The sequence below is a fragment of the Pseudoalteromonas sp. SR45-6 genome (assembly GCF_014163545.1).
GTDB classification, from domain to species: Bacteria; Pseudomonadota; Gammaproteobacteria; order Enterobacterales; family Alteromonadaceae; genus Pseudoalteromonas; species Pseudoalteromonas rhizosphaerae.
In genome coordinates this window covers 47,169-71,730 of sequence record NZ_JACJDM010000016.1, presented here as the reverse complement: position 1 = coordinate 71,730, position 24,562 = coordinate 47,169, and the positions used below count along the sequence as shown (strand labels likewise).

Sequence of the window (24,562 nt, the reverse complement as noted above, 5' to 3'; positions counted from 1 at the left end):
CGTTTTTGTGTCTGTAGCGGGTCCCGTCAATGGAAATTATACTGGCAATAATAAAATTTTAATTTTAACGTATTGAATTATGTGAAAATAAAAATTAATTATATAAAATCATCAAAATGAACGAGCATTATTTCTAAATTTAGCTAAACTATTGACTGAAAAAACAGCATAAAGCATGGTTTTTTAAACTCGCGTCAATCTAAAGGGCTTATATAAACGGATTTTATATGAAAGATAATAAACCTGATTCACCCTCTGAAGTACTCAGTATTGAATTACAAAGAGAAACCTATTATCGAGCATGTATTGCTGAATTTCAGCAATTAGGCTACCAAGATCAATATCTCGAACAATTAACTGACGAATTAGTGCCTGTTCTCGGTGTATCCGCTGATATTAAAACCTCTTAATTTGATTAACGATTAAACAAAGTTGACTCTTTTTTGGCTGTTATGGGTGTTCTCTAACCATACAGTTACTTTAAACAAGAAAAGTGTTTGACATATTTTCTGAAATCTTTATTATACGCCCCACAAGACGGAGAGGTGGCCGAGTGGCCGAAGGCGCTCCCCTGCTAAGGGAGTATAGGGTTTGTAGCTCTATCGAGGGTTCGAATCCCTCCTTCTCCGCCATTTATTTTATAAATGGTTATCTTGTAAAGTAAAGAATGGGCGCATAGCTCAGCTGGATAGAGTACTCGGCTACGAACCGAGCGGTCGGAGGTTCGAATCCTCCTGCGCCCACCATCCTTTACACACTCTGCTTAGAGTTTAAATAAGCAAGTAAAAGTGATTGGTTTAGTAAACCAAGCGGTCGGAGGTTCACTCTTTGAAGATACGTCCTGCGCCCACCATCTTTTACTTATTAGTAAGAAACTCGAATTAGAGTATAAAAAAGTGGGCGCATAGCTCAGCTGGATAGAGTACTCGGCTACGAACCGAGCGGTCGGAGGTTCGAATCCTCCTGCGCCCACCACTTTTATTTACTACTGAGAGTTATATTAGTTATTGCATACTAATATGTCAGAGAAGACATTAAAATCGAAATAGAATGTGGGCGCATAGCTCAGCTGGATAGAGTACTCGGCTACGAACCGAGCGGTCGGAGGTTCGAATCCTCCTGCGCCCACCACTTTCTATTAGTGTTAATTTATAAAGAGCCCGACACATGGTCGGTTTTTTTATTTTTAAAATTCGTAATAAGCTTTGTTATTAATTAGCTTAATGCGTCAGTCAAAGTAAGACTTTAAAATCAAAATAGAATGTGGGCGCATAGCTCAGCTGGATAGAGTACTCGGCTACGAACCGAGCGGTCGGAGGTTCGAATCCTCCTGCGCCCACCACTTTCTATACATTTACAGAAGGATGTAAGAAAGTATCAACCGACGAGAGTCGGTTTTTTTATGCCTGAAATTTGCTGTAGGCTCGGGGTTATCCGGCGCTTTTTAAAGTTGAAAGCACCAACCGAGCGGTCAGAGGTTCACTCTTTGAAGATACGTCCTGCGCCCACCACTTTCTATACATTTACAGAAGAATGTAAGAAAGTATCAACCGACGAGAGTCGGTTTTTTTATGCCTGAAATTTAATAGATCAAGTGTCAATGAGGTTTGCTTTGAGATATGACAATTGTATGAATTTTTTATGGAGGCCGTTTTTATAGGATTATTTCATTTATTATATGCCTGTTATTTTATCTCATTATGAGTTTTACGATGATCTCTAGAAGACAATTTATTATTAGTGCCGGTACACTCGCTTTTATGGGGCTTTCTCGTAGTACTTTTGGCAAAGTACCATTTCTTGACGTGAGTGAGCATTTAAGTGCCTATGGTCCGTTAGTGACTGATCCTAACAAGTTACTCGATTTACCAGCAGGGTTTAGCTATCAAGTTATATCAAAACTGGGTGATAAAATGGATGATGGCTTTACAGTGCCAGATAAAGCCGATGGTATGGGCTGTATTGCCCTTGATGATGAGCGGGTTGCATTAGTCAGAAACCATGAATTAAAACCAACTGATTTAGCAAAAGCAGATGTTAGCTTACAAACGCATAAAACGTCATTTGCTTATGACACTACTGCGCAAGGTGTTGCTTTGCCAGGAGGCACAAGTCATATTATTTATAATTTAAAAACCGGTAAAAAAGAGCAAGAATATTTGTCACTCACTGGCACGATCCGCAATTGTGCAGGTGGTATTACCCCATGGGGTAGTTGGCTTACTTGCGAAGAGACTGTTCTGACTAAAGCGGATGGCTTTAATCAAGATCACGGCTATATTTTTGAGATACCAGCCAACGCTAAAGGACTAGTAAAGCCTGAGCCTCTCAAGGCAATGGGGCGGTTTAACCACGAAGCAGCTGCTGTTGATCCAACAACCGGTATTGTTTATCTGACAGAAGATAAAGGCGATAGTTTATTTTATCGTTTTATTCCTAATGAATACGGTAAGTTGAGTAAAGGCGGTAAACTTCAAGCTATGATGATTAAAGCACAGCCACAGTTTGATACTCGTAATTGGGTTACAGGGGTCATGCATTTACAACACAATATGGCCGTTGAATGGGTTGATTTGGCGCAACCTGAAAGTCCAAAAGACGATTTAAGAATACGCGGTCACAAACAAGGCGCTGCACTTTTCGCTCGTGGTGAAGGGATACATTGGGGTGAAAAAGAACTTTATTTTTGTTGCACTAATGGTGGTCAAAAGCAGCTTGGGCAAGTAATGAAATATCAACCATCAGCATTTGAAGGAACAGATAAAGAGCATCTAGCTCCAGGACACGTTCAACTATTTGTAGAAAGCACAGATAAGTCGTTATTTAACTTTGGTGATAATCTCACTGTTGCACCTAACGGGCACTTGATCGTTTGTGAAGATCAGTATACCGACGTGGTAGATAACCATTTACGTGGCGTAACACCTAGTGGTGATGTATATAATTTTGCCCGCTTAACAGCGCAAACCGAGTTGGCGGGAGCTTGTTTTTCTGCTGATGGCAACACCTTATTTGTTAATGTGTATTCACCAACAAAAACATTAGCGATCACAGGACCATGGCAGAGTTTTAAAGGCTAACTGGTGATTATTTAATGCTTATATACAAGTGCACTATGGCTATTTAGTAGTGCTAAGTGAGTTAATTTAAAATGCAGCCTTGCTGATCCGCTTCATACCTTAAAGTATAAACCGGATCAGCAAAGTATTTAGCTCAATTATTAATAACAATAACCAAACTAAAATAACAGGCTGAAGTTTAGGCGCAGGGTACGCGGCTCAATCGGGTGGAAGTGATTATCTTCAACGCCTTCAATAGGTTCACCAGCTAAGCGTGACGTGTAAAAGTAGTCAATATCGTGATCCGTACTATCAAATATATTTAATAGCTCAAGGCCCACTTTCCAATGCGTTTGTTGATAACTTACTAAACCATTAATGACTGTAAGCGGCTCTGAGCGTTTATCGCCATCACTACTGAGTATCCGTTTGCCAATGTGGCGTACGCGCAGTGAAGACTGCCACTGCTGGGTAATATGCCAATTAATGCCAGTACTGGCAACCACAGGCACTGCACCTTCAATTCGATCGTCATTTGAATCGGTATCTAAGCGTGAATGTGTAAGTGAGGCCTCGGCGTCTAAACTCAAGGCATCATTAAGCCAATAATACGCACTGAGCTCTAAACCGTAGCGTTTTGATGCATCACTGGCTTCAGTGTTACCCGCATCACCCACAAATAATAATTCAGAATCTAAGCTTAGCCACCATAATGCCGCTGATAAATTAAACCGTTGGTGATCAAAGTAGCGTAAACCCAGCTCTGCGCCATTGCTTTGCACCAGTAAATCAACCTTATCAGCAGACTCAAGTGTCACCGGATCTTGTTTAATAGTCGCTCCACGCGCATCATTTGAATGATACGACTGCCCCCAGTTGGCATAACCGGCTAGGTTGTCATTAAACAGGTAATTTAAGCTGGCTTTAAAGCTAACCAAATCATCATCTGCACTGCCTGAATTAATACTGTTATTGCTATCAACATCTGCGTCAAAGTAATCATAACGCACACCAAATGTGGCTTCGAGTGCTTGGCTTAAATTTACTTGTGATTGCCAATAGGCTGAGTAGCTGGCTTCGTCTACAGCATCTTCACGCACAGTACTTAAGCGTTGGCGCTGCTTGGTATTGTATAAACCAACTTGATCAATATCATCGCGGCGATATTCCACACCAACTGTATGCTGGATTAGCATATCTGCAAGGGTATCAGCAAATTGATAACTCAGTGTGCCACCACTAATTGTCCGGCTATCGACTTGTTGGAACTGATCGCCATTAATAGGATCATTTAAAAAGTAAGAGAAGTTAGAAAACAAGTCCATGTCGTAGTTGATCACATAGGCATTGGCTTTAATGTGCTGGCCTTGCCAATTTGCCGATAAACTATAGCGACTAGAGCTGCCGCCTACGGTCGTATCGAGTGAACCTAGCGCACTGATAATACCTTGGTCTACAGCCCGTTGTGGAATTTGATCTGCGGAATTCCAGCTGTTGTCATAAGCCATTGCCGTAACTGATAAATCGCCATCCCATGCTTTACCTACATAGCGTACTAGGGCATTTTTTTTATCTACATCTTCATTGATATCTTGCCAAGGGCCATCATAACCTTGCCACTCACCGGCAATAATAATTTTCCCGTTAGCAATCCCAATTGAGCCTAATGCCATCACTCGCTGGTAATTGTCTTTGCCAATTGTAAAGTCAAGTTGTTGATGTTTTGGGTTATCAGCTAGATTAAATTCAGCACTGCCAGCGGTTGAAAAGTCACCTTGAGCGGCGCCATACGCGCCTTTTTGATAATCTATAGTCGAAATTGTTTCAGGAATAATAAAGTTAAGGTCGGTGTAGCCTTGACCATGCCCATGGCTGCGCATATTAATTGGCATACCATCAATGCTGGTGGCAAAGTCAGTACCATGGTCGAGATTAAAACCGCGGATAAAATATTGATTAGCTTTACCTGAGCCGCTGTGCTGTGTGACGGCCATACCTGGGATCAGTTCTAGCATTTCTGCGCTACGTAACATTGGACGGTTTTCTATTTCACCTTGGCCAATTACGCCACTTGATGCACTAATAGCCTCACCAATAAGTCCCGTGCGGTGTCCGTATATGGTAATTTCTTCAATGTTTGCAAGTACATTGGTAGAGCAAAGTAAGCTACCAGATAGAATTAAAAAAGTGCGCATTATCATTTCCTTATAAATAGGTCGAAATGTTTATATTTAATACTAGTACGTTTTAAGATGTTAATCGGATGCAAATATTTGCTTGCTGTGGAAAATATGTTATTTTCAATAAAATATTCCAAAAATAAAAATCATAAGGAATTTAATTTTGATTGTAATGAAACTGAAAAAAGCGGGGCTGAATGTTTTCAGTGTGAGCTTAGTAACTGGGCTTTTTGGCTGTCAGAGTCAGCCACAGCAAGAGACTGTTGCATCGTTACAAGAGCAACATAAGACGTTCTATCAACAGGTGATGTTGGCTGCGCCTGTCTTACCGGCTGATTTAACAAATATTCCTATGCAGGCGCATTTAGTTGCTAATCGTGTTGCGCAATCGCACTATAAAACGGCGGCGCAGGTTAATTACAGTCAGTTAGGGTGGCAGCAACGCGTGGCAGCAGATTGGCACTATTTTGATATTCCGACATCGCAGGGTAAGTTGTTAGTAATTGATTACCAACAGCAAGGTAACCAACTAGCGTATCGTTATTTAGCAAATGGTACCCAGAATGATTTATATGAGCCATGGAGTTCATCTAAAATTCAAGCTTTTAGCGGTGCAATTGCAAAAGTACGGCAAATAAACCCAGAGCTTGGTGCACATGCGCTAATAGGTGATAGCAATGTTGCTGATTTGATCACTAGTATTAATAGCTACGAGCATTTTGGCAGCGCTGATGGAAACTCTAATGCAATAGCGAGCTACTTTATTAATGTTGCTGGGCGTGATTATTTAAGTAATTTATTTGCAGATAATTGGCTAAAGCTTAATGATTCTCGCATTATGTTTAAAGGTGCTTATGCTACAGAGACTTTTACTCCTAGCACGATTCGTTGGCAAAGTACTGATAGTGATGTTATTGCTAGCAATATCGCTTATTTTACTGTTAATACCGATGATCCTGCTTATTTAGACTACCGGTGTGATGGCTGTGGTTTAACCGGTAATAAAGCCATGACAACTTTGGCTCAAGCTGAGTGGTTAAAACGTTTAGCAAGCCACACTCGAGAGCCCTTAACTCAGCAGCCTTTACTACAAGCACAAGACATTGATGTACTATTTAATGGCACCGGCAATACGGATAAAACCGCTAAAGTGGGTGGTATGATGCAAGGGCTCAGTCAAATGATCACTGACTCTTTAGCGCAAGCGCTTGCACCAGACGATACTCGCCCAGCAAAACAAATTTTAGACGAGTTAACGCAGGGGCAATGGCGAGTTTGGCAAAAAATAGGTTGGGGTCCAAGCGAAACACGCTCAACCACAGAAACTGTCATGTTGGCTCATGTTTACTTACCGTTTATTCAAGGTGGACGCGAATTTACCTTAGCGGCACAAAATAGTGTGCCAGGTGCAAGTGAAAAAAATTTAGCCGTGGTTGGCTTAAAAATGCAGGCTAATTTTACGCATGCATTTAAACAGTTACTGATACCGCAAAAGCAATAATAAGTAGCACACAGCACGACTTACCAAGCAAATTGATAATAGGGAACCCACGAATGCGACATACATTTATCGCCCTGAGTATTTCATTAGCAAGTATTATTACCATGGCACCCGTCATTGCGGCGGCTAACACGTGGCAATCAGATGTCATCGGGGTCACTCAATCTCAATTAACCCCGCAGCACTGGTTAAGCCAAGTGACAGATAAAACTCTGATGAGTGCAGCGCAAATCGCGTCATTTAATAAACAATTGATTGCTGACAATGAACATATTGTCGATCCACTCGATTTTGCCTCTCAGCTAACTCGTGAGCAGTTAAAGGCATATATACTCAGTATTAGTGCGGTACCAAAAAGCCCGCGTTTTTACCCTAATGGCGTGGCATTAAGTAATAAGCATTTTGCAAAATATCTAGCCAATTTGAATTTAGACGCTGTGGCAGATAATAATCAAGTTAGTTATGCCATGGTGGTAAAGCGCTCAGTCCTGCGTACTTTTCCAACGTCGGACCGAGTATTAAATAGTGGCTTAGATAATGACTTAGACCGTTTTCAAGAAAGCGGATTGTTCCCCGGTGATACAGTGGCTATTTTGCATGAAAGTGCCGATAAGAAATGGTTACTTGTGCGCGCTTATAACTATCTAGCATGGGCGCCCAAAGCTGATATTGCGATATCGAATAAAAGCACACTTCGTGAATTTAAAAATAACGATGACTTTTTATTGATAACTGGCGCAAAAGTAAATACTGCTTACGTGCCTAATGATGCCACTACATCGCAAGTGCAATTGGACATGGGCGTTCGTCTGCCTCTAATGCCGGCAGAAAAAACCCCTCATTTATTAAATGGCCAAAACACCTACGCTAATTATGTTGTGCAACTGCCAACCCGCGGGGAACAAGGTCAGTTAGTTATTAAGCCTGCCTTGATCAGTCGCAGCAGTGATGTGCATTTAGGGTATTTACCTTACACCCAACAGCATTTGATAAAACAAGGGTTTAAATTTTTAGGCGAACGCTACGGTTGGGGACACGACTATAATGGCCGTGACTGCACTGGTTTTGTTGGCGAAATATATAAATCATTTGGTCTATTAATGCCGCGTAATTCAGGTCAGCAGGGGAAGGGGGAGTATGGTACTAATCACCGTTTTGATAAAACCAGCAATGAAAGCGATAAATTAGCGGTAATTAATAACATGCAAGTGGGCGATTTAATTTATATACCAGGCCATGTAATGATGTACTTAGGTGAACAAGACGGTCAACCGTATGTGATCCATGATGTTAAAGGGTTGGGTTATAACAAGGCTGATGGTAGTTTTTATTCAAGTTCACTTAATGGGGTATCGGTAACGCCTTTATTGCCACTGCGTTTATCGCAAACTCAGAGCTATTTAGACCGTACTTATAATATTAAGCGTATTCGCTAGGAGTTAAAAATGAAGATTACGGCGATACGTTTTGCCAAACTTAAAGTGCCATTAGTTACGCCGTTCAAAACAGCGCTGCGTGAAGTGAGCTATATTGAAGACTTAGTGGTGTTAATTGAAACCGATAAAGGCGAAATTGGCTATGGTGCTGCGGCATCTACGCCAGTAATAACCGGTGATACTCACCAAAGTATCCTTAGCGTTATTAAACAATTTATAGCGCCAAAACTAATTGGTATGGAAATCGAAAACCTCAATCAAATTTGCCAAGTGATCCAATCAAGTGTGGTGGCAAATTACAGCGCTAAAGCCGCACTCGAGCTGGCTGTTTATGACTTGTGGGGTAAATTATATCAAGCGCCGCTGTATAAATTGCTCGGCGGTGGTAGTCAAACATTACGAACTGATATCACTATTAGCGTTGATAATATTGATAAAATGCTCAGTGATTGTGCTGTGGCTGTAGCGCAAGGTTTTGATATTTTAAAAGTAAAAATTGGCAATGATTTACAGCAAGATATCGAACGAGTGAAAGCGATTTATCAAGGTTTTGGCCAGCAAACGCAAATTCGTTTGGATGTAAATCAGGGCTGGAATGCTAAACAAACGGTGTTTGTTTTACAGCAATTAGAAAGCCACAATGTTGAATTAGAACTTGTTGAACAGCCAGTGAAAAGTGATGATTTTAAAGGTTTAAAGTATATTACTGAGCGGGTAAATACGCCGATCATGGCTGACGAAAGTGCCTTTTCGCCCAAGCAAGTAATTCAATTATTAGAGCAAAATGCTGTTGATATTATCAATATCAAAGTCATGAAAACGGGTGGCTTAAGTCGTGCTATTGAAATTGCCAATATTACTGCACAGTATCAAGCTGATTGTATGATCGGTTGCATGTTAGAAGGCAGTATTGCCGTTGCAGGTGCTGCGCATTTAGCGTCTGCAAAAGCCCAGCAGATCAGTAAAATAGACTTAGACGGTCCAGCGCTTGGACAATATGATCCGGTGCAAGGCGGTGTGGAATTTAATGGCCCAGCGATCACGTTAAGTGATGGTCCTGGCTTGGGGATTAAAAGTATCGACACATTACAACCGATAAACGATGGAATTTGGCCGTTATGAAAAAAATAATAATAACATTAATCACCACAGCAGCCCTCAGCGGCTGTGCAAATAGTGCAAGTACATCAGCAGCTGCAAGTACATCAGCAGCTGCAAGTGCTGCAGTTATCCCACAGCAAAGCCAACAGTTAGTGGTGGTGGTTGCAGATGATTGGCAAGCCATTGCCGCACAATTGTATCGATTTGAGCGTGTTGCAGGACAATGGCAACAACAAGGCCAAGGTCACAGTGTGGTACTTGGGCGCACCGGTCTTGCGTGGGGTATAGGTTTACACCCAGCTCAAGCGGGCGAACAAAAACAAGAAGGCGATGGTAAAGCTCCCGCTGGTATTTTTGAACTCGGCACCGCGTTTGGTTATTTAGATTCATTAAAAACCAATATGACCTACCAAGGCATGACTGCTGACGACTATTGTGTTGATGTCAAAGGTTCGCCATTTTATAACCAGCTAGTTAATAAGTCAGTGGTAGGAGAGGCTGCTGTCAAAGACTCGTCAGAGTGGATGCGCCGTGATATTTACAGCCAAGATAACCTTTACAAAAAAGGCTTAGTGGTTAAGCACAATAGTCAAAATGTTGATGGTGCAGGCAGTTGTATCTTTATGCATTTATGGCGCGCAGAAAATAAACCAACTGCCGGTTGTACTGCAATGACTGAGCAGAATATGGATACCTTGTTAGCTTGGTTAGATGAACAGAAAAAACCATTGTTAGTGAGCTTACCTAGCGAACAATATCAACAAAAACAATTGCTTTGGAAGTTGCCAGCGATTAAATAATACGTGTAAAGCCACGCGATCGCGTGGCTTTACAAAGTAAATAATAAAATTGTTTTCTTTTTATTAATTTAATGGAATAATATATTCCATTGGTTGGTTTGAAATTGGGATAATAAATGAGTGCACAATACACCTTGCTTGATTGGCTCGTATTCGCAAGCTACGGAGCAATTTTATTACTCAGTGGTTGGTGGTTTAACCGTAAGCGCGCCAACTCAAGTAAAGACTTCTTTTTAGGCGGTAATAGTATGCCGACCTGGATGGTGGCTATTTCGGTATTAGCTACTTCACAGTCTGCTGCCACTTTTATTGGTGGACCTGATCAGGGTTATCAAGGTGATTTATCGTATTTAGCGACGAACATTGGCGCATTCATAGCTGCATTTATTGTTTCTATTTTTCTGATCCCTAAGTTTTATCAACAAAAAGTGTACACCGTTTATGAACTGCTTGAAAAGCGCATAGGGCCAAAAGCTAAACGCCGCAGCGGCTTAATGTATTTATTTGGCCGAGTGTTCGCCAGTGGCGCACGTCTATATATGGCCGCGATTGCAGTAGCGATGATTTTATACGGTAATATAGCCGCAGAAAGTGTGATTATAGCGACTTTGCTATTAGCACTTGCGGGTTTGTTGTATACCGTATTTGGTGGTATTCGCAGTGTAATTTATTCTGATGTGCTGCAAAGTGTCGTATATGTCAGTGCTGCGATTGCCGTTATCTGGTGTTTGTTGGTACTGATCCCCGCTGATTTTTCAACTATTTTAGCAACCTTAAATGAGCCAACCCCCGGTGCTGATTCAAAGCTGGCGATTTTCAAATTTGATTTAGATTTTGGCCCAAGTGGGGTGTTCAATATGGCGTCGGTATTAACCGGCTTTGTATTACTTAACATTGCCGCCTTTGGTCTTGATCAAGATATGACACAGCGTCTACTGACGTGTAAGAGTGACAAAGAAGGCAGTAAAGCATTACTACTTTCTATCGTGATGGTTATTCCCGTGATGTTGGTATTTATCTTTATTGGTTTATTACTTTATATCGTTTATCAGCAGCCAGCATTAATGAACAGTGACGGTGCGCAAGTCGTACAAGAATTTAATGGTGAAAAAATCACTATTTTTATGTACTACGTACTTAATGAGGCTCCTGCTGGTGTTAAAGGTTTAGTTAGCGTCGGTATCATTGCCGCGGCCATTTCAACATTAAACTCCGGTTTAAGCTCGATGTCGTCGGTCATTGTACAAGATTTATATCGACCTTATTTAGCAGCTAAAAATAAGCAAGTTGCCGATAACCATTTTGTTAAAGCCGGGCGTATTGGCATGGCGGTTGTGAGCCTATCATTAGCATTAATGGCCATAGTTTGTTATTTCTGGCAGCAATACAGTGATATGCCGCTTCTTAAGTTTGCGCTGAGTGTCATGGTGTTTTCGTACAGTGGTTTACTGGGCGTGTATTTTACAACACTATTTACTAAACGTGGCAGTGAAGGCTCAGTATTGGCGGCGTTAATTGTCGGCTTTATGATCACTTTATTCATGCAACCATACATCATTGATTGGTTATTGCCGGCAGCAGATCGCTTCTATTTAGGCTTTACTTGGCAGTTATGTATTGGTACTGCGTTGTCGACTCTAGTGTGTTGTTTAGGTAAACCTCAACTTGCCCAGCGCGGCCAGTCAGCTGTAGGAGCCCAATAGGCATGAACATTGACTATATACTAGCTATTGATGGCGGGGGTACCAAAACGCTGGCGAAATTAGTGAATTTACATAGCGCTGAAGAATTTACTGCGCAGGCTGGTGCAGCCTCAGTTTATAACGATTTTAATACGGCGCTTACTAGTTTACAGCAAGTGATCACTAGCGTATGTGCACAAAGTGGCGCTAAGCATAGCCAAATTTTGGCGGTAATGGGACTTGCGGGCGGCTCGTCTAAAGTGTTGGCTGAGCGAGTAACTGCAAGCTTACAGCTAGACTGCGATATTAAATTTGCGCAATTGAGTATTGTTAGCGATGCAATCACTTCATTATATGGTGCAAATCTAGGTCAGCCAGTTGCAATGTTAGCGTTAGGAACGGGCGCTGTAGCAGCAAGATTATCCGCTGATGGAGAAACAAAATTAATTGGCGGCTGGGGTTTTTCTGTTGATGATTTTGGCGGTGGTGCGCGCCTAGGGTTAAGTGCTGTGCAATGCTTGTTAGATGAAATAGACCGCTTTGAGCAACCTAAAAGCCTGCTAACGCAACAGCTGAGTGAACAAGTTGGCCGTGAGCGAGAACAAATATCAAGTTGGTTAATGAAGGCCAAAGCGTTAGATTATGCGCGTTTTAGCCCTTTAATCTTTAGTTTAAAAACACAGTGTATAATAGCCGATACGGTGCTTAGTGAGCATGTTCGACAAGTCGAGAGATTGATTGAAAAATGTCGTGGTCAGAGCCAGTTACCAGTCATAATTATTGGCGGTTTAGCGGACGTAACTATTGCATTATTAAATGAAAATACACAACTGAATTTATCTCCCCGGCAAGGGGATTCGTTAGCCGGTGCGGTGATTTTAGCCAGCGACCGCATTAAACAAATTGAATACACAAGGATTACACAATGAGCCCTGAGTCTAATTTTAATCAGCAGCGTGCACTTTTAGAAGAGCTGAACGGGATTGTGTCAGAAGGACAAAATTTAGATACGTTGGATATAGATTTACTCGATAGTCGCGAAATTTTAACCAAAATAAATTTGGAAGATCAAAAAGTTGCCGCTGCTGTAAAGTTAGTGATCCCAGAGATAGCCAAAGCGGTCGATCATATTGTAACGGCATTTAAGCAAGGCGGTCGTTTAATTTATATTGGTGCCGGCACCAGTGGTCGCTTAGGTATTTTAGATGCTGTGGAATGCGCGCCAACTTACAGTGTCAGCGATCAACAAGTAATGGGAATAATTGCTGGTGGCGAAACGGCTTTTAAAAAAGCAGTTGAAGGTGCCGAAGATAGCTTAAAATTAGGCGTAGAAGATCTTAAAGCCGTTAATCTACAAGCTAAAGATGTCGTGGTAGGGATTGCCGCTAGTGGCCGTACACCTTATGTGCGAGCAGCCATTGAGTATGCAAAATCAATAGGATGTATCACCGTTGGAGTAACCTGTAATCCTAACTCCGCGGTAATGAAACTACCTGATATTGGTATTTGCCCGGTAGTTGGCGCTGAAGCGGTAACTGGTTCAACACGTATGAAATCGGGTACTGCACAAAAGTTAGTATTAAATATGCTCAGCACAGCCAGTATGATCCGCACCGGTAAAGTCTATAAAAACTTGATGGTTGATGTGAATGCCAGCAATGAAAAGCTGCATGCTCGTGCGATCCGCATCGTAATGCAAGCAACCGATTGCACTCATCAGCAAGGAGTCGATGCGCTTGCCCAAGCAAAACAAAGTGCTAAATTGGCTATTTTAATCATCTTAACAGGCAAAGATGCCGCCCAAGCTGAGCAAATGTTAACCCAAGCGGATGGTTTTTTACGAAAAGCGGTGGAACTATAAATGTTAATTAGATTATTGGTTATATTACAATGCCTAATTTTGAGCGCATGCGCCCACAACAGCACTGACGATGCAATCTTAACTGATACACCGCAAGTAAATTTAAGTGTTGGCGCTTTACAATATCAGCAGTACCTACCACAACTTGAGGGCAAACGAGTTGGCTTAGTCGTTAATCAAACTTCACAAGTTAATGACACCCATATAGTCGACTTACTGCGTGATAAAGGCGTGAATGTTACTAAAATATTTGCCCCTGAACATGGTTTTCGTGGCGACCACGATGCCGGCGCGCATGTAAAAAGTACGGTGGATACAAAGACCGGTATTGATGTGGTGTCTATTTACGGCAGTAATAAAAAGCCAGATACCACTGTATTAAGCAAATTAGACGTGATTATTTTTGATATTCAAGATGTTGGTGTGCGTTTTTACACTTATATCAGCTCAATGCATTACATGATGGAAGCTGCTGCTGAGAATAACATTGGTTTTATTGTACTTGATAGGCCAAACCCGAATATTGCTTATGTTGATGGGCCAGTTTTAGATTTAAAATTTCAGTCTTTCGTTGGCATGCATGAAATTCCTGTATTACATGGTATGACAGTGGGTGAGCTGGCAAAAATGATCAAAGGTGAAGGGTGGATAAATAAAGCTTCGTCACTAAACTTGACGGTTGTTCCTGTGGCGCATTATCGCCGCGATATGACGTATAGTTTACCTGTTCAGCCAAGCCCTAATTTACCAAATGATCAGTCAATTGCGTTGTATCCATCATTATGCTTTTTTGAAGCAACACCAATTACAATTGGCCGTGGTACAGACTTTCCATTTCAAGTGATAGGTTATTCACCGATTGCGTTAGGGGAGTTTAGTTTTACTCCGCGCGCTATTGAGGGAGCATCAATGAACCCTAAATTTAAAGGGATAGAGGTGCAAGGTCTTGATTTACGCGACAGTACAATCAAAGGACTAGATTTAAGTTTATTTATTACAGCCTACAAAACTTTTACGCAAAACGAGCAAACGTTCTTTGAACGTGCTGGCTTTATGGATAAACTTGCAGGCACTGATAAGCTGCGCTTAGCTATCGAAGCCGGCCAAACAGAGCAGCAAATCAAACAAAGCTGGCAACAAGATCTAGCTCGCTTTAAACAGCAACGCGCAGCATATTTGTTATATCAATAAGACTATTTTTATTTATAAAACTTTAAAACGCAGCTTAGGCTGCGTTTTTAGTTTTCAATTAATGTTGTCTTGTTTTAGCGTCAATCTCAAAACAGTAAAAATAGTCTCCATAAATGAACCACTACAATTAGTGGGGGTATTTGTAGCAGCGAGTTTACCTCGCGACAATAACGTTAAACCTTTGCCTACATGTTGGGATAAACCGCGACCTGCATTTTAACTTTGCCACAAGGTGGGTTAAAAGCAAATAAGGTATTTGTTTTGTATTGGGATGATTTGAGTTATTAGTCATTAAAAAGGGCATTAAAAAAGGCCACAATTGTGGCCTTACCATGGATGGGGAAATAAGCGCCCATTAAGCGCTTACTTTAATCCATAAGATTAAAACTTAAAGTTAACTGATAACTGCAAGCTACGTGGATTGTAGTAGCTACGCGATTCACCAAATTTCTCTTCAAGTACATACGGGTTTTTGTTATAACCTGTTTGACGATTAAATACGTTGAAGAGATCAGCACGAAATTGTAGTTCCATATCACCAGAGAACTTAAAGTCTTGCGTATAGTTTAAGTCTAGTTGCCAATGGCTAGCAGTGCGACGACTACCAGCAGACTCTGCATAGCGGCTAATATGGCTTGTAGGGTATCCGTATGTTGTTCCATCCCATGCTTCCCATGCTTTACCTGATTGGAATACGAAGTACGCCCCTAAGTTAGCTTCCCAAGGAAGAGTATAGTAACCGTATACTTTTAACAGGTGAGGTTTATCACCTGAGAGTGTGCCATAGCGATTATCCCAAGGGTAACGACCGCGACCATCACCATAATAAGATGAACCAATAAAGTTATTCGCATCATTGCTTGTTGTGGTGTTATCTTGGTCAAAGTTGCCATAGTAGTGACTCCACACATATGAAGCGTTTACGTAGCTATTCTCACCCAAGTATTCGGCTTCAATACTCGCTTCCCAGTATTTGGTTTCGCCGCCATCAACCTCTGCAATTACATACGATGAACCACCAATTTCGTCGCGAATATCAGCTAAGTTAGCTACATATAAGCCTTTATCTGCAATGTGTTGCGGTACACCTTCGGCATCAACACCTGAGTAATCAGTTAGACGCGCATTGTTTGGCATATCCTCCCAAAAGTGCATGCCTTTACGGTGACGAACATGGGCACGTAATACTAAGTCAGAACCAACATACTTAGTGGTTCCGATAGTAAATTCGTTAATACGACGTGGTTTCATATCATCTTGGAATACTTTACCAGATGAACCATTTCTAGGTGAAGATGATAAAATATTACCAGCTTCATCTAGTAATAACTCAATTTCGGCACGAGTGTTTCGATCCCATGATGCTGCGCGAGATAATGAACTCGCTTCAGGATTATAAATCGCAAAGTTTGCAAATACGGAATCTTCGTCAGAATAAGTCCATGTTGCACCTAAACGAGGTTGCAGCATATCTTTCCAGTTGGTTTGGTACATTTGGTACTTGTGACCAGGAGCAACTTCATAGCCAGAAATAGTACCAGATTTAGCTTTTAAGCCTTGACCATACCACGTGTCTTGGCTGACCAATAATCCTAAGTTATAAGTCCAATCACCCAATTCTATAGTATCGTTAATTTCAAAGTTTAGGCTGCGTGTTTCAGAGTTAATGCCTGATACAGGCGCGCCATCAGCCGTTGCTAAACTCATTTGTTGGACTCGAGCACGGTAGATAGCATTTGCAGGGTCAAAACCATCAGTGTTTGCATCAGCATCAACTAAGCCACCAATGTATGCAATTGAACCCCAACCGTTAGAGAGTCTGGTTAGTTGCTCTTCGCCTTCTTCCCATTTTGCACCAAAATGGAGTATGTGGTATGCATCGCCCCAGCTAAGTTCATGTTCTAAACTAACTTCAAAGGAATCACGATAAAAGTTTTGATTGTCATAAGTTGCGTATGCACCAACACCACCACCGCCTTTCATCACTGCGTCTTCAAGATAGCCATAGGTATTAATTAATGCATTTGCGCCAGCATTATATGCGGCGATTTGTGCTTCGCTAAATCCTTCATCTGGGTCATAACTTCTTAAGCTTGGGACAGAGAAATAACCCATTTGAGCTAAGTCATCAATACCAAGTTGGCTTGATAAAGAAGGGATTACACTCAATGGTGTATCAGGTTGTGAGCCTGTTTCTAATTCAAACTTACTATATTGGAACGAAAGTGTGGTTGCTGATCCTAAGATCCATGAACCATCTAAAGTAAAGATATCTTGATCAGCTTTACTGCCGACAGATACAGTGTCCATCTCGTAAGCACCAATCGAATCGCCTTTCACTTCTTTATCTGAGGTACGTTGTGAGATATTTATCAAAATATCATCAGTTGGTGCCCAGGTTAATTTACCAAAGTATTCGTCGCGGATACTCTCATAATCTTTTACTTCGCCATAGGCTGTGTTTTTGTTTGCTTTGGTCTCTTCAGGACGGTAATAAGAGGTATAAAAATATAATGTATCTTCAATCAGTGGACCGCTTAAACTTGCGGTTAACCAGTTTTTATCAAGCTCAAAGCTCTCTTCACCTACTGGCGTTGCAACAAAGGTTTTTGGTTGTATTTTGTATTCTATATTACCGTGAAACTCATCCGTACCAGATTTTGATACTGTGTCAATTGAAAAGCCACCAGAACGGTTAAAGCCAACCGCTTTTGCACCACCTCTGTCCATAGTAACAAAGGCAACATCGTGTGTTGATGGCTCTGAAGCTAAGTTGCCATACATCGGCAATGACACATTAACACCATCAAAGCCATATGAGTTATCAACACCTGATCCACCAGCTGATGGGCCCAACGTTGAATTTGCCGAAAGTTCTATACCAGGGACAAGCTTTAAAAGGTCTCGGTAATCTTGACCTACAGGGACATTATTAATTCCGTCTTCACCTAATGAGTTTGTGAGTGCTGATTTACCTTGGCGAAATAGTTTACTGCCTGTCACTGTAATTACTTCAACATTATCTTTTTTACCGCCAAGAACAACATTAGCACTTGAGGTTTGCTCTAGCAGTACATCAACAGTTATTGTTTGTGTAACGCCGCTGCTGTCTTCAAAGGTCAGCTCATAAGTGCCTGGTTTTAGTTGCGGGAGATCATAACTGCCATCTTCACGGGTTACCACCGTACGCGCTTTTGGCATGACGTTACTACGTGCAGTAATGGTTATACCCGCTAGTGATTGGTTTGCTTGCTCGGTTTTTACCTTACCTTTAATGCTACCGTTTAAATTCGCGAATGCAGGAGCACTTGCTAGCGAGGCAGCTATTATAGCGGTGGTTATTGCAGTTTTTGGCACTCGCAGAGCGCGATGTGTGGCCTGCGCTAACGAGCTTATAGTGAAGGTTGGTACATGTTTTTTCATTGTTTTCCCCGTCCTTATTATAATTAGCTTATCGCTCTGAACTTTGTTGATTCCCCAAACAGAGTTATAAACTTTGATCAATTGTTGCTATTCCATTAAACATGCGTTGCCATTAATGGTCAAGAATAAATTCTTCCTTATTTTGTTTGCATCTATAAATAAAATATATAAAAACTGGTTTCGTTATATTTATTGTCAATATAAGCGTAAGGCTGGGGGAGTGTTTTCGCGATTTTTAGCGCAGTTACTCATATTTAATGTATTGAAATAACATGTTTTTGTGTTTTTCATTCTAAAGAAGGAGGATTTTTTATTGAGTTGGAACAATACTGTTGGAGTTACAATAATAATTATTGTTTATGAACTAAAAAATTTTGGTTGGCATGGAATAAAGAAATAATTTATAAATTAGCAAACGAGAGATAGGTTATTATTGCACGGCTGTTGTTAAAGTGGTTTTTATAATAAGAAAGGCCACAATAGTGGCCTTAATTCTTTAGGATGTCGTTGGTTAGTGATTTCTAAATTCACCAACAACGTCATTTGAATGCTCTAGTAATTTACGACCTTGACGACTCGATTGCGTTAAAGCGATAAATAGAATATCAATAACAAAGTCTTGCGCAGTACGGGCAAGTATCGATGATAAACGGACTGACTCTTCTTCTGCCACAGAGTAAAGCCTAACATTGGCTTGATCAGCAACAGGATTACTACCAAATTTAGTGACAGAGATCACGTAACTGTCGTTCTTCTTAGCCTGCTTTACCACTTCAGCAATTTCTCTGGTAACACCCGATTCACTGATCGCAATAACTAAGTCGCCTTTTGCAAAGGTTGATACATAGGCGAGCTGCGCATGACCATCAGGTTCAGCTATTGCTGGCATACCTAACTTTTGCAGCTTATAAGAGAAGTCTTTAGCCACCAGGGCAGAGCCCCCTAAACCACAAATTAAAATTCGCTTAGCTGATTTTAACAAGCTAACAGCCTGTTCAATGGCTAGCGCTTCATTGAGGTTTTTTGTTTCAGTAAGCACAGCAAGTTTACTACTGAGTAGCTTTTCTGCTATTTGCTCTAGTGAATCACTTAAGGTGATTTTACCATGCAGTTTTGGTTCTGATGTTTCATCATTGAGTGCATCAATGACAGCCAGCTTAAATGCTGGAAAGCCTTTGTAGCCCAGTTTTTGCGAAAATTTTACAACGCTTGACTGGCTCACGCCGACAACTTTAGCCAGCTCTACAGACGAAAGATTACGAATAGCATTAGCTGAGTTCAATGTGAAGTCGGCTAGCTTAGCTTCGCTGCTCGATAGGGACTGACGTAAGGCTTTAATTTTTACAAATGTAGACATACTACCCGCTTATTTTTATATTTGGCGTATTTATAGCATTAATCGAAATAAATTTGTACTTATTCTAGGTTCAAATGTAACCATCTTAGTTTTTACTCTTGTTCCTGTGCGTACAAAAAATAAATTATTCCCAATAGCCGCAATTAAGTTTTGGAATATTGTTTAAGAATAATTGGAATAATATAGTTTTAATTATCTAATTTTACAACACCAATAGCGCGAACTAACAGATTTATTTGCTAGTCGCTTGGGCACTGTTTTTATGGTGAGATAAAATATCTTTATTTAATTTACTTGTTGAAATAAATTATTTACAAATCATTTTACTGTGATAGGGTTTGGTTTATACAACTCAAATTGAGTTGTCCAAACTATAATAACAATATGAGAACTGGGTTTATTTAATGTATTGTTTACTAAAAGCACATACCGCTAATCGTGGTTTTGGGATTGCGCTTATTTACTTTGATCAGCAATGAGAAGGCTATGACGTTTTTATCTTGGTTTAAAAAACTTTGTTTAGTTACAACTGCCGCACTTTTGACTAGTTGCGCTTCAACACCTTACGAGTTTACACAATCTGCCAATTACAGTCATCGTGTTAAGTTTTTAGTCATGCATTACACCGCTATTGATTTTGAAAAATCGATGCGTGCTTTAGTCGATGAAGGTGGTTTAAGTGCTCATTATTTATTACCAGAGTTAAATGATCCTAGCTACCCTGAGGATGAATTAAAAGTAATTCAACTAGTTGATGAACATGATAGGGCGTGGCATGCCGGGACAAGCTTTTGGCAAGGCCGTGAAGATTTAAATGATCAATCAATTGGTATCGAAATTGTTAACGTACCAAGCTGTCACTATCCCGAAGTTAAACCTGATGAGCAAATGGAAAATGACGCCTCAAAACTGTGTATTTTCCCCGATTTTGACGCTAAACAAATAGCGTTATTGATTGAGCTCAGTAAAGGTATTTTAGCCCGTAACCCTGATATTGGCCCAACTCAAGTTGTAGGGCACTCCGATATAGCGCCTACACGAAAAAACGATCCAGGTCCGCGCTTTCCATGGTATCAATTGTACCAAGCTGGTATTGGTGCATGGTATGACAGTGACACGGTTGATAAATATTGGCAGCAATTTAATTTAGTTAAACCATCCATTAGTTTAATGCAAAAAGCGTTACGTGGTTATGGTTATGATGTACACGTGACTAATCAACTTGATCCACAAACCCTTGATACATTAAGTGCCTTTCAAATGCACTTTTTACCTTGGCATGTAAGCGGTAATGCAGATGCGCGCAGCGCTGCGGTATTGTTTGCTTTGATGCAGAAGTACTTTCCGAAAAAAGCAGCTAAGTTAATGTTGCAATATCAACAACAGCAACTTGCCCCAGAACCGATTATTAAGCCTTTAGCAAATGCGCAGGTTGTGTTGCAGGTACCAAATCCTAATCCAAGTTCTCGGGCACTTGTTAATGACCGTGGTACATTTAAAGCTTATAAAGGCCGAGGCGAAATTATCATTGAAAATAACACCGCAACGAGCGCGGATATTTTTATCAATGGTGAAAAAATAAATATTGCTCAGCCACTTATGGCAAATAATAGCTACAAATACAGCTTATCTAAACGGACTCACAACGGCACAAATACGTTCAAGGTTGAAAATGTGCAGCCTGAAGGGGCAAGTTTAACATTACGTTTTTCTTACCCAACTTTAGTAACTAAGCCCGTAAAGTCAGTGCAGTTTAATAACGTGGATAAATTGATCAACGAAGAAGTCGCGGCAGGGTTTCCCGGTGCCGTACTGGCAGTGATCAAAGATGGTAAGTTAATTAAATTAAGCCACTATGGAGATGCTAAAAAATACCTTGCTGATGGCTCATTATTAGAGCAGCCACAGCAGATGAAAAGCGATACATTATTTGATATTGCCTCTAATTCAAAAATGTTTGCCACAAATTTAGCGTTAATGAAATTAGCCAGTGAAGGTAAAGTTGATGTAGAAAAACCGCTATTTTATTACTTACCTGAGTTTCGTGGGGCGGGCCGTGAGCAGCGGTTAGTCAAAGATTTACTGACCCACAGTGCAGGTTATCCAGCGGTAGTTGATTTTCATCGTAAAGATAATAAGTTTGGTGAGCGATTCTTTTCACAAAATAGCTTACGTACTAAAAACTTATTACTGACAGGCGTGCCATTTGTTGCGGGTCGTAGCGTTAAACATTTATATTCAGATATTGATTACATGTTACTCGGTGTATTAGTGGAGCGACTTTCCGGGCAGTCGCTGGATAATTATGTTGAAGGGCAAATTTATCAACCGCTTGGTTTAACCCACACCGTTTATAATCCATTGCAAAAGGGCTTTATAAAAAACCAAATAGCTGCCACTGAGTTAATGGGAAACACTCGTGACGGACGGATCAGCTTTGATAATGTTCGTACCGACGTTTTACAAGGACAAGTACATGACGAAAAAGCATTTTATGCCTTAGGTGGGGTCGCAGGTCACGCAGGACTTTTTAGTACAGGTCAAGACTTAGCTGTGCTTGCGCAGTTATTGCTGAATCGCGGTGGCTATGGTGATAAGCAAATATTTACCCCGCAAGTATTAGAGCAATTCATTGCCCCGCAAGCCAGCGATGAAAGTTATGGTTTAGGTTGGCGTCGTGCCGGTAACGGTGCTTTACAATGGCATTTTGGCCCGTACGCGAGCCCACAAGCGTATGGTCACACTGGCTGGACGGGCACGGTTACTGTGATTGATCCCGCTTATGACTTGGCGATAATTTTGCTTACCAATGCTCGCCATACCCCGATTGAAGGGAATGAAACAGATTATGAATTTATGGGGAGAAAGTTTGAAACCGGTAAATATGGCTCAATTGTTTCGCTAATTTATGAAGCAATATTAAATAAGCATTGATCTAAATGGCAGTGTTCAGCTTATCGCTAATCGATTTAAGTTGTGTTTATTGACGAACAGATTAAGCTAATGAGTTTGTTCCAGCCTTTATAACAAAGGCCTGATAATAATTAGAGTGAGTCATAGACTCACCACAAAAAAGGTTACAGTATGTCTTGGTATTCAATTTTACCGCCACTAATTGCGATTTTGATCGTATTTTGGCGCAAAGAAGTCATTATGGCGCTACTTGTCGCTGTTGCTTCTTCAGAGTTTTTGCTGGCCTTGCAAGGTAACGGTAATACACTTTTTAATACATTTATAAATACCATAGAGCGCGTGGTGAGCGTAGCAAGTTCGCCAGGTAATAGTCGTATCCTAATTTTTAGTATCTTAATCGGTGCATTACTTGCTTACATACGCGAATCGGGCGGTGTGGCTGCAACAGTAAATGTGTTGATGAACAAAGGTGTGGCAAAGAGTAAACGCCAAGTGGGTTATTTAACCATGTTTTCAGGCATTGCGGTATTTATAGAATCTAACTTAAGTGTACTGACTGCGGGTATTTTATCGCGGGGTTTATTCGATAAATTTAAAATGAGCCGTGCTCGCTTAGCATACATTATTGATAGTACCAGTGCTCCTGTGTGTATTTTGATTTTACTTAATGGTTGGGGGGCATACATACTTGGCTTGCTTGGTAATTATGAACTGTCAGAATCGGCAGTCTCGGTGTTATGGGGCAGCATAGGCTATAACTTTTACGCCATCATCACCTTACTCATTGTGTTTTACACAATCTCGTTTGATAAAGTACACGGCCCGCTTAAAAAGGCTGAAGAGCAAGTGGAATATCAAAAAACTGAGCTGCAAGAAGAAGTCAAAGGGACTAAAGCACGTTACATGTTAGTACCACTAATTACATTAATTGGTAGCATGGTCGGCTTTATGTATTGGTCAGGTAATGGTGATATTGCCAGCGGCAGTGGCTCTAAGTCGGTATTGTATGCAACTATTTTAGCTTGCGTTGTCGCCTACTTATTAATGGTAAGCTCTCGTCAATTTACTCACCATAAACTGGTTGATATTGGCTTTAAAGGCATGGGTGAGTTATTACCCTTAGTCGCGATTGTATTACTATCATTGACTCTCGGCGCCAGTTTAAAAGATTTAGGTACTGGCACTTTTGTTGCGGGTTTAGTGGGTGATTACTTACCTATTTACTTAGTCGTACCAGTGTTGTTTGTAACCGGTGCGGTGATCTCTTTCACAACAGGCACCTCATGGGGTACATTTGCAATACTTATCCCGATTGGTGTGCCATTAATTCAAGCGCTTGGTTTACCGCCGTCATTAGTGATTGCGGCAATTTTAGGTGGCGGCGTATTTGGCGACCATTGCTCGCCAATATCAGATACCAGTGCGGTGTCGGCAATTGCCTCAGGCTGTGACTTGCTTACTCACGTTAAAACGCAAATGCCGTATGCATTATTCGCGGGTGGCTTAACGTTTGTAGCTTACCTAGTTACGAGCATTATTGTGTTGTAAAGAGTTAGCGAGAGTAAAGCTAGCGAGAGTAAAGCTAGCGAGAGTAAAGTTAACGAGAAAGCCTGCAATTTTGCAGGCTTTTTTATTGCTGAATTAACTTTTTATACTTAGCTGGGGGTATTTGTAAAATAGCGTTGAACTCATTGTTTAGGTGAGATTGATCGGAAAACCCGCACTCAAGGGCGAGTTGTGCCAAGCTTAGCTGTGGGTTTGCTTTTATAAGTTGTCTGGCTTGCCTGACTCTGTAAATACGTGCTAGGTGTTTGGCTGTGATGCCACAGGTGTTTTTAACGTAGCACTCTAATTGCCGCTTACCTTTAGGAGTGTGCTCGTAAGCAGTACTTAGTGGGGTAAGATTGATTATTTTATGGATCAGTTTTTGTGTGTGCTCAATAGCCTAATGGTGTATTTTTGGTGCATTGAGGTGCGCCGACAACAAATCAATAAACGAATCTAAGTTAGCATATTGGTCAAGCGCCTGTGCTAAACCTGTTAAGGTTGCAGGCGCCA

At 41.0% G+C, this 24,562-nt stretch carries 16 protein-coding genes and 5 tRNA genes; 17 read left to right on the top strand and 4 right to left on the bottom strand.

Features of this window, described 5'->3' with window-relative positions; all coding sequences use genetic code 11:
- Positions 1 to 227: 227 nt before the first annotated feature.
- The 7 genes from H5158_RS09505 (at position 228) to H5158_RS09475 (ending at position 3,080) form a co-directional block, all read left to right on the top strand.
- The gene (locus H5158_RS09505; protein ID WP_145240843.1) at positions 228 to 410 is read left to right on the top strand and encodes a hypothetical protein; all 183 of its coding nucleotides are present in this window, start codon (positions 228 to 230) and stop codon (positions 408 to 410) included.
- Positions 411 to 539: 129 nt separating this feature from the next.
- Positions 540 to 632, top strand: a tRNA-Ser gene (locus H5158_RS09500).
- 37 nt (positions 633 to 669) lie between these two features.
- Positions 670 to 746: transfer RNA gene (locus H5158_RS09495), tRNA-Arg, on the top strand.
- A gap of 152 nt (positions 747 to 898) precedes the next feature.
- Positions 899 to 975, top strand: a tRNA-Arg gene (locus H5158_RS09490).
- Between the two features lie 79 nt (positions 976 to 1,054).
- Positions 1,055 to 1,131, top strand: a tRNA-Arg gene (locus tag H5158_RS09485).
- Positions 1,132 to 1,265: 134 nt separating this feature from the next.
- Positions 1,266 to 1,342: transfer RNA gene (locus tag H5158_RS09480), tRNA-Arg, on the top strand.
- 370 nt (positions 1,343 to 1,712) lie between these two features.
- Entirely contained in the window at positions 1,713 to 3,080 is a 1,368-nt protein-coding gene (locus H5158_RS09475) for an alkaline phosphatase PhoX (protein WP_182739912.1), read from the top strand.
- Between the two features lie 158 nt (positions 3,081 to 3,238).
- Here H5158_RS09475 and H5158_RS09470 read toward each other — a convergent pair whose 3' ends face one another.
- Positions 3,239 to 5,254, bottom strand: a complete 2,016-nt coding sequence (locus H5158_RS09470) for a TonB-dependent receptor (RefSeq protein WP_182739911.1) — start codon at positions 5,252 to 5,254, stop codon at positions 3,239 to 3,241.
- A gap of 148 nt (positions 5,255 to 5,402) precedes the next feature.
- Between H5158_RS09470 and H5158_RS09465 the strand changes: the two genes are divergently transcribed.
- The 8 genes from H5158_RS09465 (at position 5,403) to H5158_RS09430 (ending at position 14,811) form a co-directional block, all read left to right on the top strand.
- Positions 5,403 to 6,740 (top strand): hypothetical protein, encoded by a 1,338-nt coding sequence (locus tag H5158_RS09465; RefSeq protein ID WP_182739910.1) that lies wholly within the window; start codon positions 5,403 to 5,405, stop codon positions 6,738 to 6,740.
- A 53-nt stretch (positions 6,741 to 6,793) separates the two neighbouring features.
- Positions 6,794 to 8,176 (top strand): NlpC/P60 family protein, encoded by a 1,383-nt coding sequence (locus tag H5158_RS09460; RefSeq protein WP_182739909.1) that lies wholly within the window; start codon positions 6,794 to 6,796, stop codon positions 8,174 to 8,176.
- A 9-nt stretch (positions 8,177 to 8,185) separates the two neighbouring features.
- Positions 8,186 to 9,298 carry a mandelate racemase/muconate lactonizing enzyme family protein gene (locus H5158_RS09455; protein WP_182739908.1) on the top strand — a complete coding sequence of 371 codons (1,113 nt, stop codon included), beginning with the start codon at positions 8,186 to 8,188 and terminating at the stop codon, positions 9,296 to 9,298.
- Positions 9,295 to 10,077: a L,D-transpeptidase gene (locus tag H5158_RS09450; protein WP_182739907.1), complete on the top strand. Its 783-nt coding sequence runs from the start codon at positions 9,295 to 9,297 to the stop codon at positions 10,075 to 10,077. Before H5158_RS09455 ends, H5158_RS09450 begins: the two co-directional genes overlap by 4 nt.
- A gap of 116 nt (positions 10,078 to 10,193) precedes the next feature.
- On the top strand, positions 10,194 to 11,780 hold the full coding sequence (locus H5158_RS09445) for a sodium:solute symporter (RefSeq protein WP_182718009.1): 1,587 nt from the start codon (positions 10,194 to 10,196) through the stop codon (positions 11,778 to 11,780).
- Positions 11,781 to 11,782: 2 nt separating this feature from the next.
- Complete coding sequence (locus H5158_RS09440) at positions 11,783 to 12,688, top strand: BadF/BadG/BcrA/BcrD ATPase family protein (RefSeq protein ID WP_145240859.1); 906 nt, start codon at positions 11,783 to 11,785, stop codon at positions 12,686 to 12,688.
- A complete protein-coding gene (gene murQ / locus H5158_RS09435) occupies positions 12,685 to 13,620 on the top strand; it encodes an N-acetylmuramic acid 6-phosphate etherase (protein WP_145240861.1) in 936 nt (311 codons plus the stop codon). Before H5158_RS09440 ends, murQ begins: the two co-directional genes overlap by 4 nt.
- Positions 13,621 to 14,811 (top strand): exo-beta-N-acetylmuramidase NamZ domain-containing protein, encoded by a 1,191-nt coding sequence (locus H5158_RS09430; protein WP_182739906.1) that lies wholly within the window; start codon positions 13,621 to 13,623, stop codon positions 14,809 to 14,811.
- Positions 14,812 to 15,192: 381 nt separating this feature from the next.
- Here H5158_RS09430 and H5158_RS09425 read toward each other — a convergent pair whose 3' ends face one another.
- The gene (locus tag H5158_RS09425) at positions 15,193 to 18,234 is read right to left on the bottom strand and encodes a TonB-dependent receptor (RefSeq protein ID WP_182739905.1); all 3,042 of its coding nucleotides are present in this window, start codon (positions 18,232 to 18,234) and stop codon (positions 15,193 to 15,195) included.
- A gap of 511 nt (positions 18,235 to 18,745) precedes the next feature.
- On the bottom strand, positions 18,746 to 19,591 hold the full coding sequence (locus tag H5158_RS09420) for a MurR/RpiR family transcriptional regulator (protein ID WP_145240869.1): 846 nt from the start codon (positions 19,589 to 19,591) through the stop codon (positions 18,746 to 18,748).
- A gap of 486 nt (positions 19,592 to 20,077) precedes the next feature.
- On the opposite strand from H5158_RS09420, the gene pbp4b reads away from it, so the two are divergent.
- Both pbp4b and H5158_RS09410 read left to right on the top strand, forming a co-directional pair.
- The gene (gene pbp4b / locus H5158_RS09415) at positions 20,078 to 22,525 is read left to right on the top strand and encodes a penicillin binding protein PBP4B (RefSeq protein WP_182739904.1); all 2,448 of its coding nucleotides are present in this window, start codon (positions 20,078 to 20,080) and stop codon (positions 22,523 to 22,525) included.
- A 150-nt stretch (positions 22,526 to 22,675) separates the two neighbouring features.
- Positions 22,676 to 24,052, top strand: coding sequence for a Na+/H+ antiporter NhaC family protein (locus tag H5158_RS09410; protein ID WP_182718013.1), 1,377 nt, complete (start codon positions 22,676 to 22,678; stop codon positions 24,050 to 24,052).
- Between the two features lie 82 nt (positions 24,053 to 24,134).
- Here the strand turns inward: H5158_RS09410 and H5158_RS23740 are convergent, their stop codons facing one another.
- The gene (locus tag H5158_RS23740; RefSeq protein ID WP_404699684.1) at positions 24,135 to 24,413 is read right to left on the bottom strand and encodes a helix-turn-helix domain-containing protein; all 279 of its coding nucleotides are present in this window, start codon (positions 24,411 to 24,413) and stop codon (positions 24,135 to 24,137) included.
- Between the last annotated feature and the right edge of the window lie 149 nt (positions 24,414 to 24,562).